Here is a 13,795-nt window from a genome sequence, read left to right as displayed (position 1 = left end):
CGGTTAGCATGCGCGCCATGCCCCGTCATCCGTGGGCTCGCACAAGAACAACGTCTGCCCCTACCAGGAGAAAGAATGAAGAAGTTTCTCGCGTCCCTGCTGTTCGCCGCCAGCGCCCTGACCGGCCTGGCCCATGCCGGCATGGTGGACGACGCCGTCAAGCGCGGCACCCTGCGCGTCGGCATGGACCCGACCTACATGCCCTTCGAGATGACCAACAAGCGCGGTGAAATCATCGGCTTCGAGGTGGACCTGCTCAAGGCGATGGCCAAGGCCATGGGCGTGAAGCTGGAGCTGGTCTCCACCAGCTACGACGGCATCATCCCGGCCCTGCTGACCGACAAGTTCGACATGATCGGTTCCGGCATGACCCTGACCCAGGAGCGCAACCTGCGCATCAACTTCTCCGAACCCTTCATCGTGGTCGGCCAGACCCTGCTGATCCGCAAGGAGCTGCAAGGCGAGATCAAGTCCTACAAGGACCTGAACGATGCCAAGTACCGCATCACCTCCAAGATCGGCACCACCGGCGAGATGGTGGCCAGGAAGCTGATCTCCAAGGCCCAGTACAACGGCTTCGACAACGAGCAGGAAGCGGTGATGGATGTGGTCAACGGCAAGGCCGACGCCTTCATCTACGACGCGCCCTACAACGTGGTCGCGGTGAACAAGGCCGGTGCCGGCAAGCTGGTGTTCCTGGAGGAGCCCTTCACCTTCGAGCCGCTCGCCTTCGGCCTGAAGAAGGGTGACTACGACAGCCTCAACTGGATCAACAACTGGCTGAACCAGATCCGCCACGACGGCACCTACGATCGCATCCACACCAAGTGGTTCAAGAAGAACGACTGGCTGAAAGAGATGGAGTAAGCCCGCCGTCCGATCTTCGACGCAGGCTCCCGCAGGCCCGGCCCACAAGGCCGGGCCTGCCTTTTGTTCCCCGCCATGAGCGAGATTCCCCGTGACTAGCAAACATCGCCGCACCTGGCCCTGGCACCTTCTGACCGGCCTGATCCTGGTCCTGACGGGCTGGGGCCTCTGGTATTCCACTTCGCTGATTTCCTACGAGTGGCGCTGGAATCGCGTGCCCCAGTACTTCGCCTACCAGGCGGAGGAGGGCCAGCGCGCCGCCGACTACGGAACCGTCAGCGCCATCACCGAGTCCGGCGACAGGGCCCGAGTCACCCTCACCGCCGAGGGGGGCGAGGAGCAGGTGCTGGAGGTGGCCCTCGACAGCCTGCAGGTGAGCCGGGGCGATGAGGTTTCCGAAGGCGACCTGGTGGGCGTGACCCGTCACTGGGCCGCCGGCCCGCTGCTCTGGGGCCTCTGGACGACCCTGTGGATCTCCGTGGCGTCCGGCGCACTGGGTCTTGCGATCGGCCTCTTCACCGGCCTCTGCCGGCTGTCCGCCAATCCGACCCTGCGCGACCTGTCCACCCTCTACGTGGAGCTGGTGCGGGGCACGCCGCTGCTGGTGCAGATCTTCATCTTCTACTTCTTCATCGGCACCGTGCTGGACCTCTCCCGGGAGTTCGCCGGTGTCGCCGCGCTGGCGCTGTTCACCGGGGCCTACGTCGGCGAGATCGTCCGTGCCGGCGTGCAGTCCATCGCCCGGGGCCAGAACGAGGCGGCGCGCTCCCTCGGCCTGACCGCCGGCCAGTCCATGCGCCACGTGATCCTGCCCCAGGCCTTCAAGCGGGTGCTGCCGCCCCTGGCCGGCCAGTTCATCAGCCTGGTGAAGGACACGTCGCTGGTGTCGGTCATCGCCATCACCGAACTGACCAAGAGCGGTCGCGAAGCCATCACCACGTCCTTCTCCACCTTCGAGATCTGGTTCTGCGTGGCCGCCCTCTACCTCGTCATCAACCTGCCGCTGTCGCAAATCGCCAGCCGCCTGGAGCGGAGGCTCGGGAAAAGTGATTGAAGTCCGCAACCTGCTGAAAGTCTTCGATGCCCGTGGCCATGAGGTGCGGGCCGTGGATAACGTCTCCACCTCCGTGAAGCGTGGCGAGGTGGTGGTGGTGATCGGACCCTCCGGCTCCGGCAAGTCCACCTTCCTGCGCTGCCTCAACGGCCTGGAGGAACTGGATTCCGGCTCGGTGAGCATCGACGGCCTCGACCTCGCGAATCCGAAGACCGATATCAACGCCTACCGCCGCGAGGTGGGCATGGTGTTCCAGCATTTCAACCTGTTCCCCCATATGACGGTGCTGGAGAACCTCTGCCTGGCGCAGAAGGTCGTGCGCAAGCGCGGCAAGGCCGAGCGCGAGGCCAAGGCCCAGGCGCTGCTGGCCAAGGTGGGGATCGCCCAGAAGGCCAACGAGTACCCTTCGCGCCTCTCCGGCGGTCAGCAGCAGCGGGTCGCCATCGCCCGCGCCCTGTGCATGGATCCCAAGGTGATGCTGTTCGACGAGCCGACATCGGCGCTGGACCCGGAGATGGTGGGCGAGGTGCTGGATGTGATGAAACAGTTGGCCCAGGAAGGCATGACCATGGTCTGCGTCACCCATGAGATGGGCTTTGCCCGCGAGGTGGCCGACCGGGTGCTGTTCTTCGATCACGGCAAGCTGCTGGAGGACGCGCCGCCCGCGCAGTTCTTCGACGCGCCCCGCGACCCGCGTGCGCAGAGCTTCCTGCGCCAGGTGCTCTGAGCGGAGCCCGTTTCGCAGGTTGTGGCTGAGCGGAGCGAAGGCCGGCCGCTTGGGCCGCGCTGCGCCTGGCCCAAGCGGCTGGATGATGCGGGGATCGGTATGCCCCGCAAGGTTTCAGTGCAAGGGCGTCGCCGGCTTGAGTTCGTTCTCTTCCAGCCAGTCCTGGGCCAGCTCCCGCAGGCGCGCGGCTTCGAACTGGTGCCAGGCCTCCAGTAGCACGGGGTACTCCATCAGGATGTGTCGGAAGGTACGGGCCGGCTTGCGCCCGGCCAGGGCCTGCTCCAGGGCGGAAAAGGCGTGGGGATGGACCACTTCGTGGAGGAACTCCTGCATCAGCCGGAGCTCGTCGCCCTGGCTCAGGGGCTCCACCAGCAGGAAGCGCTCGGGCTCCTCCCGCAGCAGGGTCTCCAGTTCGGGGTCGGCGTCTTCTTCGGGAATCAGCAGCACCTTGCCGCTCAGCAGGTCCAGGTAGTGGTCCAGTCCGGCGGTGTTGAGGGCGAAGGCGAGCTGGTCGAGGTCGATGGTCAGCGGGCGCATGGCGGGATCCTCGGCCTTGGGTTCAGGAAAAGCCTACGCCAGCCCGGGGCCTCAGAACAATCGGGCAAGCAGGGCTGTGACGGCGGTCTCTACCCGAAGGATGCGCTCCCCCAGTTGCACCGGCTGCAGGCCGGCTGCTTGCAGCTTCTCCACCTCGTAGGGAATCCAGCCTCCTTCGGGGCCGATGGCCAGGGTCACGGGCCGTTCCACGGCGCGCGGGCAGGCGGGAAAGTCGCCGGGGTGGCCCACCAGCCCCAGGGTGTCGGCGGCAAGGGCGGGCAGGCGGTCTTCGACGAAGGGCTTGAAGCGCTTTTCGATCAGCACGTCGGGGAGTCGGGTGTCCCGCGCCTGCTCGAGTCCCAGGATCAGTTGTTCGCGGATGGCCTCGGGTTCGAGGAAGGGGGTCTGCCAGAAGCTCTTTTCCACCCGGTAGCTGTTCAGCAGCACCAGGCGCGGCACGCCCATGGCGGCGACGGTCTGGAGCACGCGACGGAGCATCTTCGGCCGTGGCAGGGCCAGCAGCAGGGTGAGGGGCAGCTTGGCCGGCGGCGGCTGGTCGAGGGTCACCTCCAGCTCGGCCATGTCCGCGTCCAGGCGCAGCAGGTGGCCCTGGCCCATCGACCCGCCGAGGCGGCCGACCCGAAGGGTGTCGCCGGCCTCGGCGCGGTGGACCTCATGCAGGTGCTTCAGACGACGGCCTTCCAGGCGCGCCCGGTTCGCCGCGATGAAGTCGGCGTCCTCGAGGAGCAGCAGGTTCAAGACAGCGGCGCGGGCGGTTGTGGCGGCTCGCTGGAGTCGCCGGCCTCGTCCTCGGGGTGGTCGCCGCGCTTGCGGATCATGCTGCCGAACAGCAGGCCCACCTCGAACAGCAGCCACATCGGCACCGCCAGCAGCGTCTGGGAGAAGATGTCCGGCGGGGTGAGGATCATGCCCACGACGAAGCAGCCGATGATGACGTAGGGGCGGATGCGCTTCAGGTACTCGACGTTCACCACGCCGATCCAGATCAGCAGCACCACCGCCACGGGAATCTCGAAGGCGACGCCGAAGGCGAAGAACAGCGTCATCACGAAGTCGAGGTAGCTGCTGATGTCGGTCATCATCGACACGCCTTCGGGGGTGACGCTGGCGAAGAAGTGGAAGATCAGCGGGAACACCAGGAAGTAGGCGAAGGCCATGCCGGCGTAGAACAGCAGGATGCTGGACACCAGCAGGGGCATGGCGATGCGCTTCTCGTGCTTGTACAGGCCGGGGGCGATGAAGCCCCAGACCTGATGCAGGATCACCGGCATGGCGAGAAAGAGCGCGACCACCATGGTCAGCTTGAAGGGGGTCAGGAAGGGCGAGGCCACGTCGGTGGCGATCATGGTGGCGCCTTCCGGCAGGTACTGGCGCAGGGGCGCCGAGACCAGGGTGTAGATCTTCTGGGCGAAGTAGAACAGGCAGGCGAAGATCAGGAAGATCGCTGCGACGCAGCGCAACAGCCGCGTACGCAGTTCGGTGAGGTGCGAGACCAGGGGCATTTCCTGGTCCAGTTCCGGCTTCTGGTCGCTCATGGGGTGCGGGACGGCTGTGGCGGTTCTACAGGGACCTGCGGTGCGGCACCGCTGGCCGGGGCGTTCGCCGCGGGCGCTGGCGCCTGGGCGGGTGTGCCCTGGCCGGTCGATTGGGGGGCAGCCGGCGCGCTCGGCGCAGGTGCGGCGGTGGCCGGCTGTGCCGGTGCCGGGCTGGCCGCAGCGGGTGCCGTGGCGGCCGGGGCCGGGCTGGTCGGCGCTGCGGCAGGGGCGTCGGCCTCGGGCTCGCCGTCGGAGAGCAGGGATTCCATCGTCGGCGGGACGATGCTGTCCTTGATCTGTTTCTCCAGCGCCATGATGTGTTCGTTATGCAGCTGGCGGCGAATCTCGTCCGCGCCGATCTCGCGCTCCACTTCCGTCTTGATGGTGTTGAAGCTGCGCTTGAGACGACCGATCCACAGCCCGGCCGTGCGCGCCGCGCCTGGCAGCCGCTCCGGCCCGAGCACCAGGAGGGCGATCAGGCCGATCAGCAGCAATTCACCGAAGCTGATACCGAACATGGTGCATCAGTCCTTGCGGGTCACGGGGTCCTGCACCTTCTGCGCCTGGCCGTCGATGGTGTGCGGCTGGTTCAGCGGGGCGCCGGTCTGCTGGGCGGTGGTGGACGGTTGCTCGGGAGTCTTGTCGCCTTCCTCGGTGTTCATGGCCTTGCGGAAGCCCTTGATGGCTTCGCCGACGTCGGAACCGAGGTTCTTCAGGCGCTTGGTGCCGAAGACCAGTACGACGACGATGAGAATGACCAGCCAGTGTTTCCAGTCGAAAATACCCATGGTGTGTTCCTCTTGATTGTCTTTGTCAGGCGGAGGGCTGGCGGGCGGCCTTCTCGGCGTGCCCGGACAGGCCGAAGCGACGATCCAGTTCATCCAGGACGGCCTGGGGGTGCTGGCCGAGGGCGGCGAGCATGACCAGGCTGTGGAACCAGAGATCGGCGGTTTCGTAGATGACGTCGCTGGCGTCGCCACCCGCGGCGGCGTCCTTGGCGGCGATGATGGTTTCCACGGCTTCCTCGCCGACCTTCTCCAGGATCTTGTTCAGGCCCTTGTGGTACAGGCTGGCGACGTAGGAGCTGTCCGGCGCGGCATTCTTGCGCTCTTCCAGCACCTCGGCCAGGCGGGCGAGGGTGTCACTCATGGTGGTGTCCTGCGGCGTAGATGGCATGGGGATCCTTGAGCACGGCGTCGACGGTCTTCCAGCCGCCGTCCTCGAAAACGCGGTAGAAGCAGCTTTCCCGGCCAGTATGGCAGGCGATGCCGCCCAACTGCTCCACCATCAGGATGATGACGTCGGCGTCGCAGTCCAGGCGCAGCTCGTGGAGGCGCTGCACATGACCGGACTCCTCGCCCTTGCGCCAGAGCTTGCCACGGGAGCGTGACCAGTAGATGGCGCGGTTCTCGGCGACGGTGAGCGCGAGGGATTCGCGGTTCATCCAGGCCATCATCAGAACGCGGCCCGTCTTGTGGTCCTGGGCGATCGCCGGCACCAGGCCATCGGCGTTCCAGTTGATCTCTTCCAGCCAGTCTTTCATCGGGTTTTCCACTGCGTGGCCGGTCGTGGGGGACCGGCGCTCGGATTCGAACTAGTGTGCCAGCGTGATTTCGGGCTGGCTATCGGCGTAGCACCAGATAGAGACCGCCGGCCAGCATCAGCCAGCTCGGCCAGGTCTCGGCGGTGGGCGCGAGGTCCTGCGCGGCGGCGCCGGCGACCAGCAGGGCGCCCAGCAGGCGAGCCGGCCATTCGACGGTTTTCGCGGGTTCCGCCTGCTTCGCCATGGCGCCGGGCTGGGTCAGGCGCTCCAGGGTTTCCCGGGCCATCTGCGACAGGTGGGGCACCTGCTCGGCTTGTTGCTGGAGATTTCGCAGCAGGTGCAGGGGGCTGACCCGCTCGCGCATCCAGCGCTCGAGGAAGGGCTGGGCGGTGGACCAGAGGTCGAGGTCCGGGTAGAGCTGGCGGCCCAGGCCCTCGATGTTCAGCAGGGTCTTCTGCAGCAGCACCAGTTGGGGCTGCACCTCCATGTTGAATCGGCGGGCGGTCTGGAACAGGCGCAGCAGCAACTGGCCGAAGGAGATGTCCTTCAGCGGCTTCTCGAAGATGGGCTCGCAGACGGTGCGGATGGCCGCTTCGAAGTCGTTCACCCGGGTTTCCGGCGGCACCCAGCCGGAGTCGATGTGCAGTTGGGCGACGCGGCGGTAGTCGCGCTTGAAGAAGGCGATCAGGTTGCGCGCCAGGTAGTCCTGGTCCTCGGGGGTGAGGCTGCCGATGATGCCGCAGTCGATGGCGATGTATTGCGGGTTCCAGGGCTGGCGGGTGCTGACGAAGATGTTCCCCGGGTGCATGTCGGCGTGGAAGAAGCTGTCGCGGAACACCTGGGTGAAGAAGATCTCCACGCCGCGCTCGGCCAGCAGCTTCATGTCGGTGCGCTGGTCGGCCAGGGTGGCCAGGTCGGTCACCGGGATGCCGTAGATACGCTCCATCACCAGCACCTTGGGGCGGCAGAGGTCCCAGTAGACCTGGGGCACGTAGAGCAGCGGCGAGCCGTCGAAGTTGCGCCTGAGCTGGCTGGCGTTGGCCGCCTCGCGCAGCAGGTCGAGCTCGTCGTAGATGGTCTTGGCGTAGTCGTCCACCACTTCCACCGGGCGCAGGCGGCGGGCGTCGGCGGAGGCGCGTTCGGCGAGGCGGGCGAGGAGGAACAGCCAGGCGAGGTCCTGGCGGATGATCGGCCGCAGGTTGGGGCGGATCACCTTCACCACCACTTCTTCACCGCTCTTGAGCTGGGCGGCATGGACCTGGGCCACCGAAGCGGAGGCCAGGGGCGCGACGTCGAAACGGGCGAAGAGGTCGCCGACCGATGCGCCGAGTTCTTCCTCGATGCGCGCCACGGCCTTCTCGGGGGAGAAGGGCGGCACCTGGTCCTGCAGGCGGGCCAGCTCATCGGCGATGTCCGGCGGCATCAGGTCGCGGCGGGTGGACAGCAACTGGCCGAACTTGATGAAGATCGGTCCCAGGTCCTCCAGGGCCAGGCGCAGGCGCGCACCACGGGACAGGTCCAGCGTCTTGCGCGGCAGCCAGCGCCAGGGCAGGACATAGGCCAGCGCCCGCAGGAACCAGGGCAGCGGCAGTTCGAACAGCAGGTCATCGAGGCGGTAGCGGATGACGACCTGCTGGATGCGCAGCAGGCGGCGGGCGGCGAGCAGCTTCATGCGTTGGGGGTGCTTCTCTGGTTCAGGCGCTCGACGCGGGCATCGAGGCGGTCGAGGGCAAGCTTGAGGCGGTCCAGCTCGGCGAAGCGGGCTTCGGCCTCGCGGCGCCCAACCAGGGTGCGGGACTCCTCGGCCAGGTAGTCGGCGAGGTTCTGCCTGAGGCTGTCCAGGCCCTGGCCGGCCCAACTGGCGCGGCTTTTCAGGTGGCCGGCGAGCAACTGGGTGCCCACGGGGCCGAGCCAGCGGGAGAGTTCGTACTCCCAGTCCAGCTCCAGGTCCTGGAGGATGGCGGCCAGCTCCAGCAGCACGGCGCTGTCGCCGTCGAGGCTGACGTCCGGGCTGTGCAACACGGCGGTCTTGTCCTGGCTGATGGCGAGTTTCAGCAGGCTCCCGGCGGGGGCGCGCAGACGGCAATCGGCGGGGACGGACCAGTGGGCCGAGAGCTTGAGTCCGTCACCGCCGGGGAGCAGGAAGAGGGTCAGCGCGGGGCTCTGGCAGTCCACTTCGATGACGCTGCCTTCCAGGGCGGACAGGCGCGGCAAGGCGGTGCTGTCCAGGGCCAGCACCCGGTTCAGGCCGAGCTCGATTCCGGCCAGCAGCGCCTGGGTCAGCATCAGGGCTTGATGCCGCGGTGCAGGGCGACGATGCCGCCGGTCATGTTGTGGTAGGTGGTCCGCTCGAAGCCGGCCTCCACCATCATGGCCTTCAGGGTTTCCTGGTCGGGGTGCATGCGGATCGACTCGGCCAGGTAGCGGTAGCTCTCGGCGTCGTTGGTGATCAGCTTGCCCATCAGCGGCAGCAGGCTGAAGGAGTAGGCGTCGTAGGCCTTGGACAGCAGGCCGCTGGTGGGTTTGGAGAACTCCAGCACCAGCAGGCGGCCGCCGGGCTTGAGGACCCGCAGCATGGAGCGCAGCGCCTCGTCCTTGTGGGTGACGTTGCGCAGGCCGAAGGCGATGGTGACCACATCGAAGTGATTGTCGGGGAAGGGCAGCTTCTCGGCGTCGGCCTGGACGAAGCTGACGTTGCCGGCGACGCCGCTGTCCAGCAGCTTGTCGCGGCCCACCTTGAGCATGGAGGCGTTGATGTCGGCGAGCACCACCTCGCCGGTCGCGCCCACCAGGCGGGAGAACTGGCGGGTGAGGTCGCCGGTACCGCCGGCGATGTCCAGCACGCGGTTGCCCGGTCGCACGCCGGACAGCTCGATGGTGAAACGCTTCCACAAACGGTGCACGCCGCCCGACATCAGGTCGTTCATCAGGTCGTACTTGGCCGCCACCGAGTGGAACACCTCGGCGACCTTTTCGGCCTTCTGGCTTTCGGGAACCTGCTTGTAGCCGAAATGCGTCGTGGGTTCGGCGTCGTTGCCTTTGCGCTGGTCGTTCATGTCGCTGCCACCGGATTTGAGTGGCGGCCATTCTAATGCCGGCGCCCGCCTTTGTCTTGGCAACGGCGTGCGACGCCCCCCGCCCTCGCGCTATAGTCGCGCGACCGAAAGTCGCAGTCAGGAGTAGCGCAATGGCCCGTATCCACGTCGAACGTCCCCACCACCTCGGCCGCGAGGCGGTGCGCGAGAAAGCCGAGAAACTGGCCGAGCGCCTCGCCCGGGAGTACGACGTGCGCTATCAGTGGCGTGGCGACACCCTGGAGTTCAAGCGCAGCGGCGCTGACGGTGAAATCGAGGTGAATGACGCCAAGGTGCGCGTCGAGGTGAAGCTGGGCCTGTTGCTCTCGGCCATGAGCGGCAGCATCAAGCGCGAGATCGAGAAGGCGCTGGACGAATACCTGGCCTGAGCCGGCCCCTCTGCTGGGGGCGCTTCGCGGATGAGTTCGCTCCCACCGGTGCCCCGCTCGGGGCGCCTTTGCCGCGGCTAGTATGCGGTTTCTAATTTTCCCCGATACCTTGCGCTCAAGCCCTGAGAAAGGGCGAGACATCTACCATTTCGCGTGAGGTGCACCATGGCTAAAGTTGCCGTCAAGAAGAAGGTCGAGAAAGTCGAAAGCAAGCCCACCGTGCTGGCCGACGTGAAGCTCTACGCTCGCAAGATCTGGCTGGCGGGCCTGGGGGCCTACGCCAAGGCGGGGGCCGAGGGCGTCGACTATTTCAAGGAGCTGGTGAAGGCCGGCGAAGGCGTCGAGAAGCAGGGCAAGAAGCTCGTCGAGGAGCAGGTGGAAGCCGCCAACAGCCAGTTCGATGCGGTCAAGAGCAGCGTCACTGGTGTCAAGGAGAAGGTCGAGGTGAAACTCGACAAGATCGAGAAGGCGTTCGACGCCCGCGTGGCGAGCGCACTCAACCGCATCGGTATTCCCTCCCGGCAGGACGTTGAGGCACTCTCTGCTAAGCTTGATGAGCTGAGCGCGTTGCTCGAGCACGTCGCGCGAACCAAATAAGGAGAGCAGGATGGCTGGCAAGAAAAAAACCGATAAAGACACCAACTCCTGGATCGGCGAGATCGAGAAATACTCGCGCCAGATCTGGTTGGCTGGCTTGGGGGCCTACTCGAAGATCAGCAACGACGGCTCCAAGCTGTTCGATACGCTGGTCAAGGATGGCGAGAAGGCCGAGAAGCAGGCCAAGACCGAGGTGGACAAGCAGGTAGATGCGGTCAAGTCGAAGGTCGGCACCCGTGTCGACACCGCCAAGTCCAAGGTCGAAGAGGTCAAGGGCAAGGCGATCGGCAAGTGGAGCGAGCTGGAGGAGGCTTTCGACAAGCGTCTGAACAGCGCCATTTCCCGTCTCGGCGTGCCCAGCCGCTCTGAGGTGAAGGATCTGCAAGGCAAGGTGGATGCCCTGACCAAGCAGCTCGAGAAGCTCACCGGCGTATCGGCCAAGGCGGTCAAGCCCGCCGCCAAGGTTGCCGCCAAACCGGCACCCAAGGCTGCCGCGAAACCCGCTGCCAAGCCAGCCGCCAAACCTGCTGCCAAGACCGCTGCTGCCAAGCCGGCACCGAAGGCTGCTGCTGCGAAACCCGCCGCAGCAGCCAAGCCGGCCGCCGCCGCGAAGCCCGCCACGGCCGCCAAACCGGCCGCCAAGGCAGCGGCTAAACCGGCGGCCAAACCGGCTGCAGCCAAGCCCGCCGTAGCGAAAGCCGCTGCCAAGCCGGCTGCGGCTGCCAAGCCCGCCGCGGCGAAACCGGCAGCAGCGAAGAAGCCGGCCGCCAGGAAGCCCGCAGCAGCCAAGGCCGCCAAGCCCGCAGCCCCGACCCCGGCGGCGACTCCGGCACCCGTGGCCGCACCGGTCGCGGCTGCTCCGGTTCCGGCTGCAGCCCCCACCTCCGCTCCCGCCGCACCCGCTACACCGCCGGCCAGCCAGTCCTGAGGCCTGTCGGCATGACGCAAACGCCCGGCTTGTCCGGGCGTTTGCGTTTCAGGCCTCCAGGTAGCGCCGTGCGAGACTCTCCGCCGCGTGCCGGGAGTCCGGGCGCAGGTGTGGCGCCACCAGCATCATGACCTGATAGACCACCAGGCGGATCTCTCCCTCGTTGCCCAGCACCCGCTGGTAATCCAGTGAGAACAGCAGGGTCAGGGTGATCTGCTCCACCAGTTGACCGAGGGACGTCGTGTCGCTCACCAGTTGGTCCTCGGCCTTGAGTCGCGCCAGCAGGGCGGCGAGGGTGCGCTTGAGGTGGTTCAGCCAGTTGCGCATGCCCCGTGCCAGCTTCGGCAGGCGTCCGGCGAGGTTGGACAGGTCCTGGAAGAGGAAGCGGTAGCGGGCCAGCCGCTCGACGATCAGGTGCAGGAACAGCCAGTAATCCTCGGCGTCCAGGCGGGCATCGTCGGGCGGGTCGAGGAGCGGCGCCAGTTCCTCCTGGAAGCGCTCGAACAGCGCCATCACCAAGGGCTCCTTGCCGTGGAAGTGGTAGTAGAGGTTGCCGGGGCTGATGCCCAATTCGGTGGCGATTTCCAGGGTGGTGACGTTGGGTTCGCCGTTGCGGTTGAACAGGTCGAGGGCGCATTCGAGAATGCGGTCGCGGGTCTTCATCCAGGTTACTTGCCAGGCATTCCGAAAAGGTGGGACCGGCCGGACGCATCCGGCCGGCCGAGGGACTGTTCAGCGCACATGCACGTAGGTGCCGGGCGCGGCTTCCATGGGGGGATGGTCCTGGTTGCCCAGGGCCATGATGGTTTCCCGCTGCTCACCGGAGCGTTCCTGTACCCAGTCCAGCCATTCGGACCACCAGCTGCCCTGGATGTGCCTGGCGTCGTAGTACCAGGCGCGGGGGTCCGAGGTGAGCTTGCCGTTCTCGTAGTAGTTGGCCTTGGGGTTGCCGGGCGGGTTGAGGATGCTCTGGACATGCCCGCGGTTGGACAGCACGAAACGGCTGTCCCCGCCCAGCAGCAGGGCGGAGCGGTAGACCGCGTCCCAGGGGGTGATGTGATCGTTGATGCCGGCCACGCTGAAGCTGTCGACGGTGACCTTCTGCAGGTCGATGGCGGTGCCGCAGATCTCCAGGCCGCCGGGGCGCGTCAAGGGGTTGTGCTTGAAGAAGTCGAGCATGTCGCCGTGCAGTGCGGCGGGCAGCCGGGTGTTGTCGTTGTTCCAGTAGAGGATGTCGAAGGCGGGCGGTTCCTTGCCCAGCAGGTAGTTGTTGACGAAGTAGTTCCATACCAGGTCGTTGGGTCGCATCCAGGCGAAGACCTTGGCCATGTCCTTGCCGTCGAGAACGCCCGCCTGGTAGGAGCGGCGCTTGGCGGCTTCCAGGGTCTGCTCATCGGCGAAGAGCACTGCCGGGCTGTCCACCTGGCTGTCCAGCAGGCTCACCAGGTAGGTGGCCGAGTTGACCTTGCGCAGCTGCCGGCGTGCCTGCAGGTGGCCCTGGAGGGCGGCGATGGTGAGGCCGCCGGCGCAGGCACCGACCAGGTTCACGTCCTTGCTGCCGGAGATGGCGCGGCAGGCGTCGAGGGCTTCCTCCAGGGCCTGCACATAGGTGGACAGGCCCCATTCCCGATGGCGGGCGTCCGGGTTGCGCCAACTGACCATGAACACCTGCAGATTGTTCTTCAGGGCGTACTGGACGAAGCTCTTTTCCGGTGCGAGGTCGAAGATGTAGTACTTGTTGATCTGCGGCGGCACCACCAGCACGGGGCGCAGGTACTGCTTCTCGCTCATGGGCTTGTACTGGATCAGCTCCAGCAGCTCGTTGCGGAAGACCACGGCGCCGGGCGTGTTGGCCAGGTTGCGGCCGATCTCGAAGGCGTGCCGGCTGACCTGGCGCGGCATGCCGTCGTTGTGCAGGAGGTCATCCACCAACTGGCTGAAGCCCTTGATCAGGCTGAGGCCGCCGGTGTTCAGCAGTTCCTTCACCGCCAGTGGATTGAGCAGGCTGTTGGTGGGGGACAGGGCGTCGCTCAACTGGGCCAGGACGAAGCGGGCGCGGGCGCGGTCGTCGTCGCTGAGGTCGCTTTCCTCGATCCAGGCGGCCAGTTGCTTCTGCCAGGCGAGGTACAGCTGCAGGCCCCGGCGATAGAAGGGGTTGAGCTGCCAGGAAGGATCGGCGAAGCGGCTGTCGTGGGGATTGGGCTGGTGCAGGGTGTCGCCCAGCAGCACGCGTCCCACCTGGCCACCGAAGGCGAGCACGTGGCGTGCGCTGTTCAGCGGATGCCGCAATCCATGCAGCGCCAGGTTGCGTACGGTGGAAAACAGATCCTTGCCGCGCAGGCCGACAATGGCGTTCTGCGCGTTCATGAAGGCGGTGGGTACCGGCAAGGTGCCCGGGATTTGTTTTTCTCGCATGGGGCAGCGCTCCGTATTCGGTCCGTGGTTCAGGAGGTCTACAGCAAGGCTTGTACCATCTGGAGTCCGAAGTGCATTCCAGACTATCGCGGGCAGAATTCAAGTTCG

18 protein-coding genes are annotated in these 13,795 nt (G+C 66.3%); 6 read left to right on the top strand and 12 right to left on the bottom strand.

Annotation, left to right across the window (positions count from 1 at the left end):
* Positions 1-75: 75 nt before the first annotated feature.
* From KF707C_RS26720 to KF707C_RS26710, 3 genes are all read left to right on the top strand, one after another.
* Positions 76-867: a transporter substrate-binding domain-containing protein gene (locus tag KF707C_RS26720; RefSeq protein ID WP_003453249.1), complete on the top strand. Its 792-nt coding sequence runs from the start codon at positions 76-78 to the stop codon at positions 865-867.
* Between the two features lie 91 nt (positions 868-958).
* The gene (locus KF707C_RS26715) at positions 959-1,921 is read left to right on the top strand and encodes an amino acid ABC transporter permease (protein ID WP_003453245.1); all 963 of its coding nucleotides are present in this window, start codon (positions 959-961) and stop codon (positions 1,919-1,921) included.
* A complete protein-coding gene (locus KF707C_RS26710) occupies positions 1,914-2,648 on the top strand; it encodes an amino acid ABC transporter ATP-binding protein (protein ID WP_003453244.1) in 735 nt (244 codons plus the stop codon). The genes KF707C_RS26715 and KF707C_RS26710 overlap by 8 nt, the downstream gene beginning before the upstream one ends.
* Before the next feature lie 114 nt (positions 2,649-2,762).
* On the opposite strand, the gene KF707C_RS26705 is transcribed toward KF707C_RS26710, so the two are convergent.
* The 10 genes from KF707C_RS26705 to ubiE all read right to left on the bottom strand — a co-directional run bounded on the left by KF707C_RS26705 (position 2,763) and on the right by ubiE (position 9,340).
* Positions 2,763-3,185, bottom strand: a complete 423-nt coding sequence (locus KF707C_RS26705) for a UPF0158 family protein (protein ID WP_003453242.1) — start codon at positions 3,183-3,185, stop codon at positions 2,763-2,765.
* Between the two features lie 51 nt (positions 3,186-3,236).
* Positions 3,237-3,944 (bottom strand): 16S rRNA (uracil(1498)-N(3))-methyltransferase, encoded by a 708-nt coding sequence (locus KF707C_RS26700; RefSeq protein WP_003453240.1) that lies wholly within the window; start codon positions 3,942-3,944, stop codon positions 3,237-3,239.
* A complete protein-coding gene (tatC, locus tag KF707C_RS26695; protein WP_003453239.1) occupies positions 3,941-4,741 on the bottom strand; it encodes a twin-arginine translocase subunit TatC in 801 nt (266 codons plus the stop codon). The genes KF707C_RS26700 and tatC overlap by 4 nt, the downstream gene beginning before the upstream one ends.
* On the bottom strand, positions 4,738-5,259 hold the full coding sequence (gene tatB, locus KF707C_RS26690) for a Sec-independent protein translocase protein TatB (protein WP_003453237.1): 522 nt from the start codon (positions 5,257-5,259) through the stop codon (positions 4,738-4,740). Before tatB ends, tatC begins: the two co-directional genes overlap by 4 nt.
* 6 nt (positions 5,260-5,265) lie before the next feature.
* Positions 5,266-5,529: a twin-arginine translocase TatA/TatE family subunit gene (locus KF707C_RS26685; protein WP_003453235.1), complete on the bottom strand. Its 264-nt coding sequence runs from the start codon at positions 5,527-5,529 to the stop codon at positions 5,266-5,268.
* 25 nt (positions 5,530-5,554) lie between these two features.
* Positions 5,555-5,890, bottom strand: coding sequence for a phosphoribosyl-ATP diphosphatase (locus KF707C_RS26680; RefSeq protein WP_036993227.1), 336 nt, complete (start codon positions 5,888-5,890; stop codon positions 5,555-5,557).
* Entirely contained in the window at positions 5,883-6,284 is a 402-nt protein-coding gene (gene hisI, locus KF707C_RS26675) for a phosphoribosyl-AMP cyclohydrolase (protein WP_003453231.1), read from the bottom strand. The genes KF707C_RS26680 and hisI overlap by 8 nt, the downstream gene beginning before the upstream one ends.
* 79 nt (positions 6,285-6,363) lie before the next feature.
* Positions 6,364-7,956 (bottom strand): ubiquinone biosynthesis regulatory protein kinase UbiB, encoded by a 1,593-nt coding sequence (gene ubiB, locus KF707C_RS26670; RefSeq protein WP_003453229.1) that lies wholly within the window; start codon positions 7,954-7,956, stop codon positions 6,364-6,366.
* Positions 7,953-8,570, bottom strand: a complete 618-nt coding sequence (locus KF707C_RS26665; protein ID WP_003453227.1) for a ubiquinone biosynthesis accessory factor UbiJ — start codon at positions 8,568-8,570, stop codon at positions 7,953-7,955. Before KF707C_RS26665 ends, ubiB begins: the two co-directional genes overlap by 4 nt.
* Positions 8,570-9,340 carry a bifunctional demethylmenaquinone methyltransferase/2-methoxy-6-polyprenyl-1,4-benzoquinol methylase UbiE gene (gene ubiE, locus KF707C_RS26660; protein WP_003453225.1) on the bottom strand — a complete coding sequence of 257 codons (771 nt, stop codon included), beginning with the start codon at positions 9,338-9,340 and terminating at the stop codon, positions 8,570-8,572. Before ubiE ends, KF707C_RS26665 begins: the two co-directional genes overlap by 1 nt.
* Before the next feature lie 131 nt (positions 9,341-9,471).
* Between ubiE and KF707C_RS26655 the strand changes: the two genes are divergently transcribed.
* The 3 genes from KF707C_RS26655 to KF707C_RS26645 all read left to right on the top strand — a co-directional run bounded on the left by KF707C_RS26655 (position 9,472) and on the right by KF707C_RS26645 (position 11,272).
* Complete coding sequence (locus KF707C_RS26655) at positions 9,472-9,747, top strand: polyhydroxyalkanoic acid system family protein (RefSeq protein WP_003453223.1); 276 nt, start codon at positions 9,472-9,474, stop codon at positions 9,745-9,747.
* Positions 9,748-9,912: 165 nt separating this feature from the next.
* Positions 9,913-10,344: a phasin family protein gene (locus KF707C_RS26650; RefSeq protein ID WP_003453221.1), complete on the top strand. Its 432-nt coding sequence runs from the start codon at positions 9,913-9,915 to the stop codon at positions 10,342-10,344.
* Positions 10,345-10,354: 10 nt separating this feature from the next.
* A complete protein-coding gene (locus KF707C_RS26645; RefSeq protein ID WP_003453219.1) occupies positions 10,355-11,272 on the top strand; it encodes a phasin family protein in 918 nt (305 codons plus the stop codon).
* Positions 11,273-11,320: 48 nt separating this feature from the next.
* On the opposite strand, the gene KF707C_RS26640 is transcribed toward KF707C_RS26645, so the two are convergent.
* Both KF707C_RS26640 and phaC read right to left on the bottom strand, forming a co-directional pair.
* On the bottom strand, positions 11,321-11,935 hold the full coding sequence (locus tag KF707C_RS26640; protein ID WP_003453217.1) for a TetR/AcrR family transcriptional regulator: 615 nt from the start codon (positions 11,933-11,935) through the stop codon (positions 11,321-11,323).
* 69 nt (positions 11,936-12,004) lie between these two features.
* Entirely contained in the window at positions 12,005-13,687 is a 1,683-nt protein-coding gene (gene phaC / locus KF707C_RS26635; protein WP_003453215.1) for a class II poly(R)-hydroxyalkanoic acid synthase, read from the bottom strand.
* Positions 13,688-13,795 lie beyond the last annotated feature (108 nt).

It is taken from the genome of Pseudomonas furukawaii, from assembly GCF_002355475.1.
Classification (GTDB): Bacteria; Pseudomonadota; Gammaproteobacteria; order Pseudomonadales; family Pseudomonadaceae; genus Metapseudomonas; species Metapseudomonas furukawaii.
The sequence above is the reverse complement of the archived record's forward strand: the minus strand, read 5'-3'. Positions and strand labels throughout refer to the sequence as shown.

Bases quoted from the DNA above. Each gene is read 5' to 3' on its own strand.
- KF707C_RS26720 (WP_003453249.1), top strand. From the start codon at position 76: ATGAAGAAGTTTCTCGCGTCCCTGCTGTTCGCCGCCAGCGCCCTGACC.
- KF707C_RS26705 (WP_003453242.1), bottom strand. From the start codon at position 3,185: ATGCGCCCGCTGACCATCGACCTCGACCAGCTCGCCTTCGCCCTCAAC.
- tatC (WP_003453239.1), bottom strand. From the start codon at position 4,741: ATGAGCGACCAGAAGCCGGAACTGGACCAGGAAATGCCCCTGGTCTCG.
- tatB (WP_003453237.1), bottom strand. From the start codon at position 5,259: ATGTTCGGTATCAGCTTCGGTGAATTGCTGCTGATCGGCCTGATCGCC.
- KF707C_RS26685 (WP_003453235.1), bottom strand. From the start codon at position 5,529: ATGGGTATTTTCGACTGGAAACACTGGCTGGTCATTCTCATCGTCGTC.
- KF707C_RS26680 (WP_036993227.1), bottom strand. From the start codon at position 5,890: ATGAGTGACACCCTCGCCCGCCTGGCCGAGGTGCTGGAAGAGCGCAAG.
- hisI (WP_003453231.1), bottom strand. From the start codon at position 6,284: ATGAAAGACTGGCTGGAAGAGATCAACTGGAACGCCGATGGCCTGGTG.
- ubiB (WP_003453229.1), bottom strand. From the start codon at position 7,956: ATGAAGCTGCTCGCCGCCCGCCGCCTGCTGCGCATCCAGCAGGTCGTC.
- KF707C_RS26665 (WP_003453227.1), bottom strand. From the start codon at position 8,570: ATGCTGACCCAGGCGCTGCTGGCCGGAATCGAGCTCGGCCTGAACCGG.
- ubiE (WP_003453225.1), bottom strand. From the start codon at position 9,340: ATGAACGACCAGCGCAAAGGCAACGACGCCGAACCCACGACGCATTTC.
- KF707C_RS26655 (WP_003453223.1), top strand. From the start codon at position 9,472: ATGGCCCGTATCCACGTCGAACGTCCCCACCACCTCGGCCGCGAGGCG.
- KF707C_RS26650 (WP_003453221.1), top strand. From the start codon at position 9,913: ATGGCTAAAGTTGCCGTCAAGAAGAAGGTCGAGAAAGTCGAAAGCAAG.
- KF707C_RS26645 (WP_003453219.1), top strand. From the start codon at position 10,355: ATGGCTGGCAAGAAAAAAACCGATAAAGACACCAACTCCTGGATCGGC.
- KF707C_RS26640 (WP_003453217.1), bottom strand. From the start codon at position 11,935: ATGAAGACCCGCGACCGCATTCTCGAATGCGCCCTCGACCTGTTCAAC.
- phaC (WP_003453215.1), bottom strand. From the start codon at position 13,687: ATGCGAGAAAAACAAATCCCGGGCACCTTGCCGGTACCCACCGCCTTC.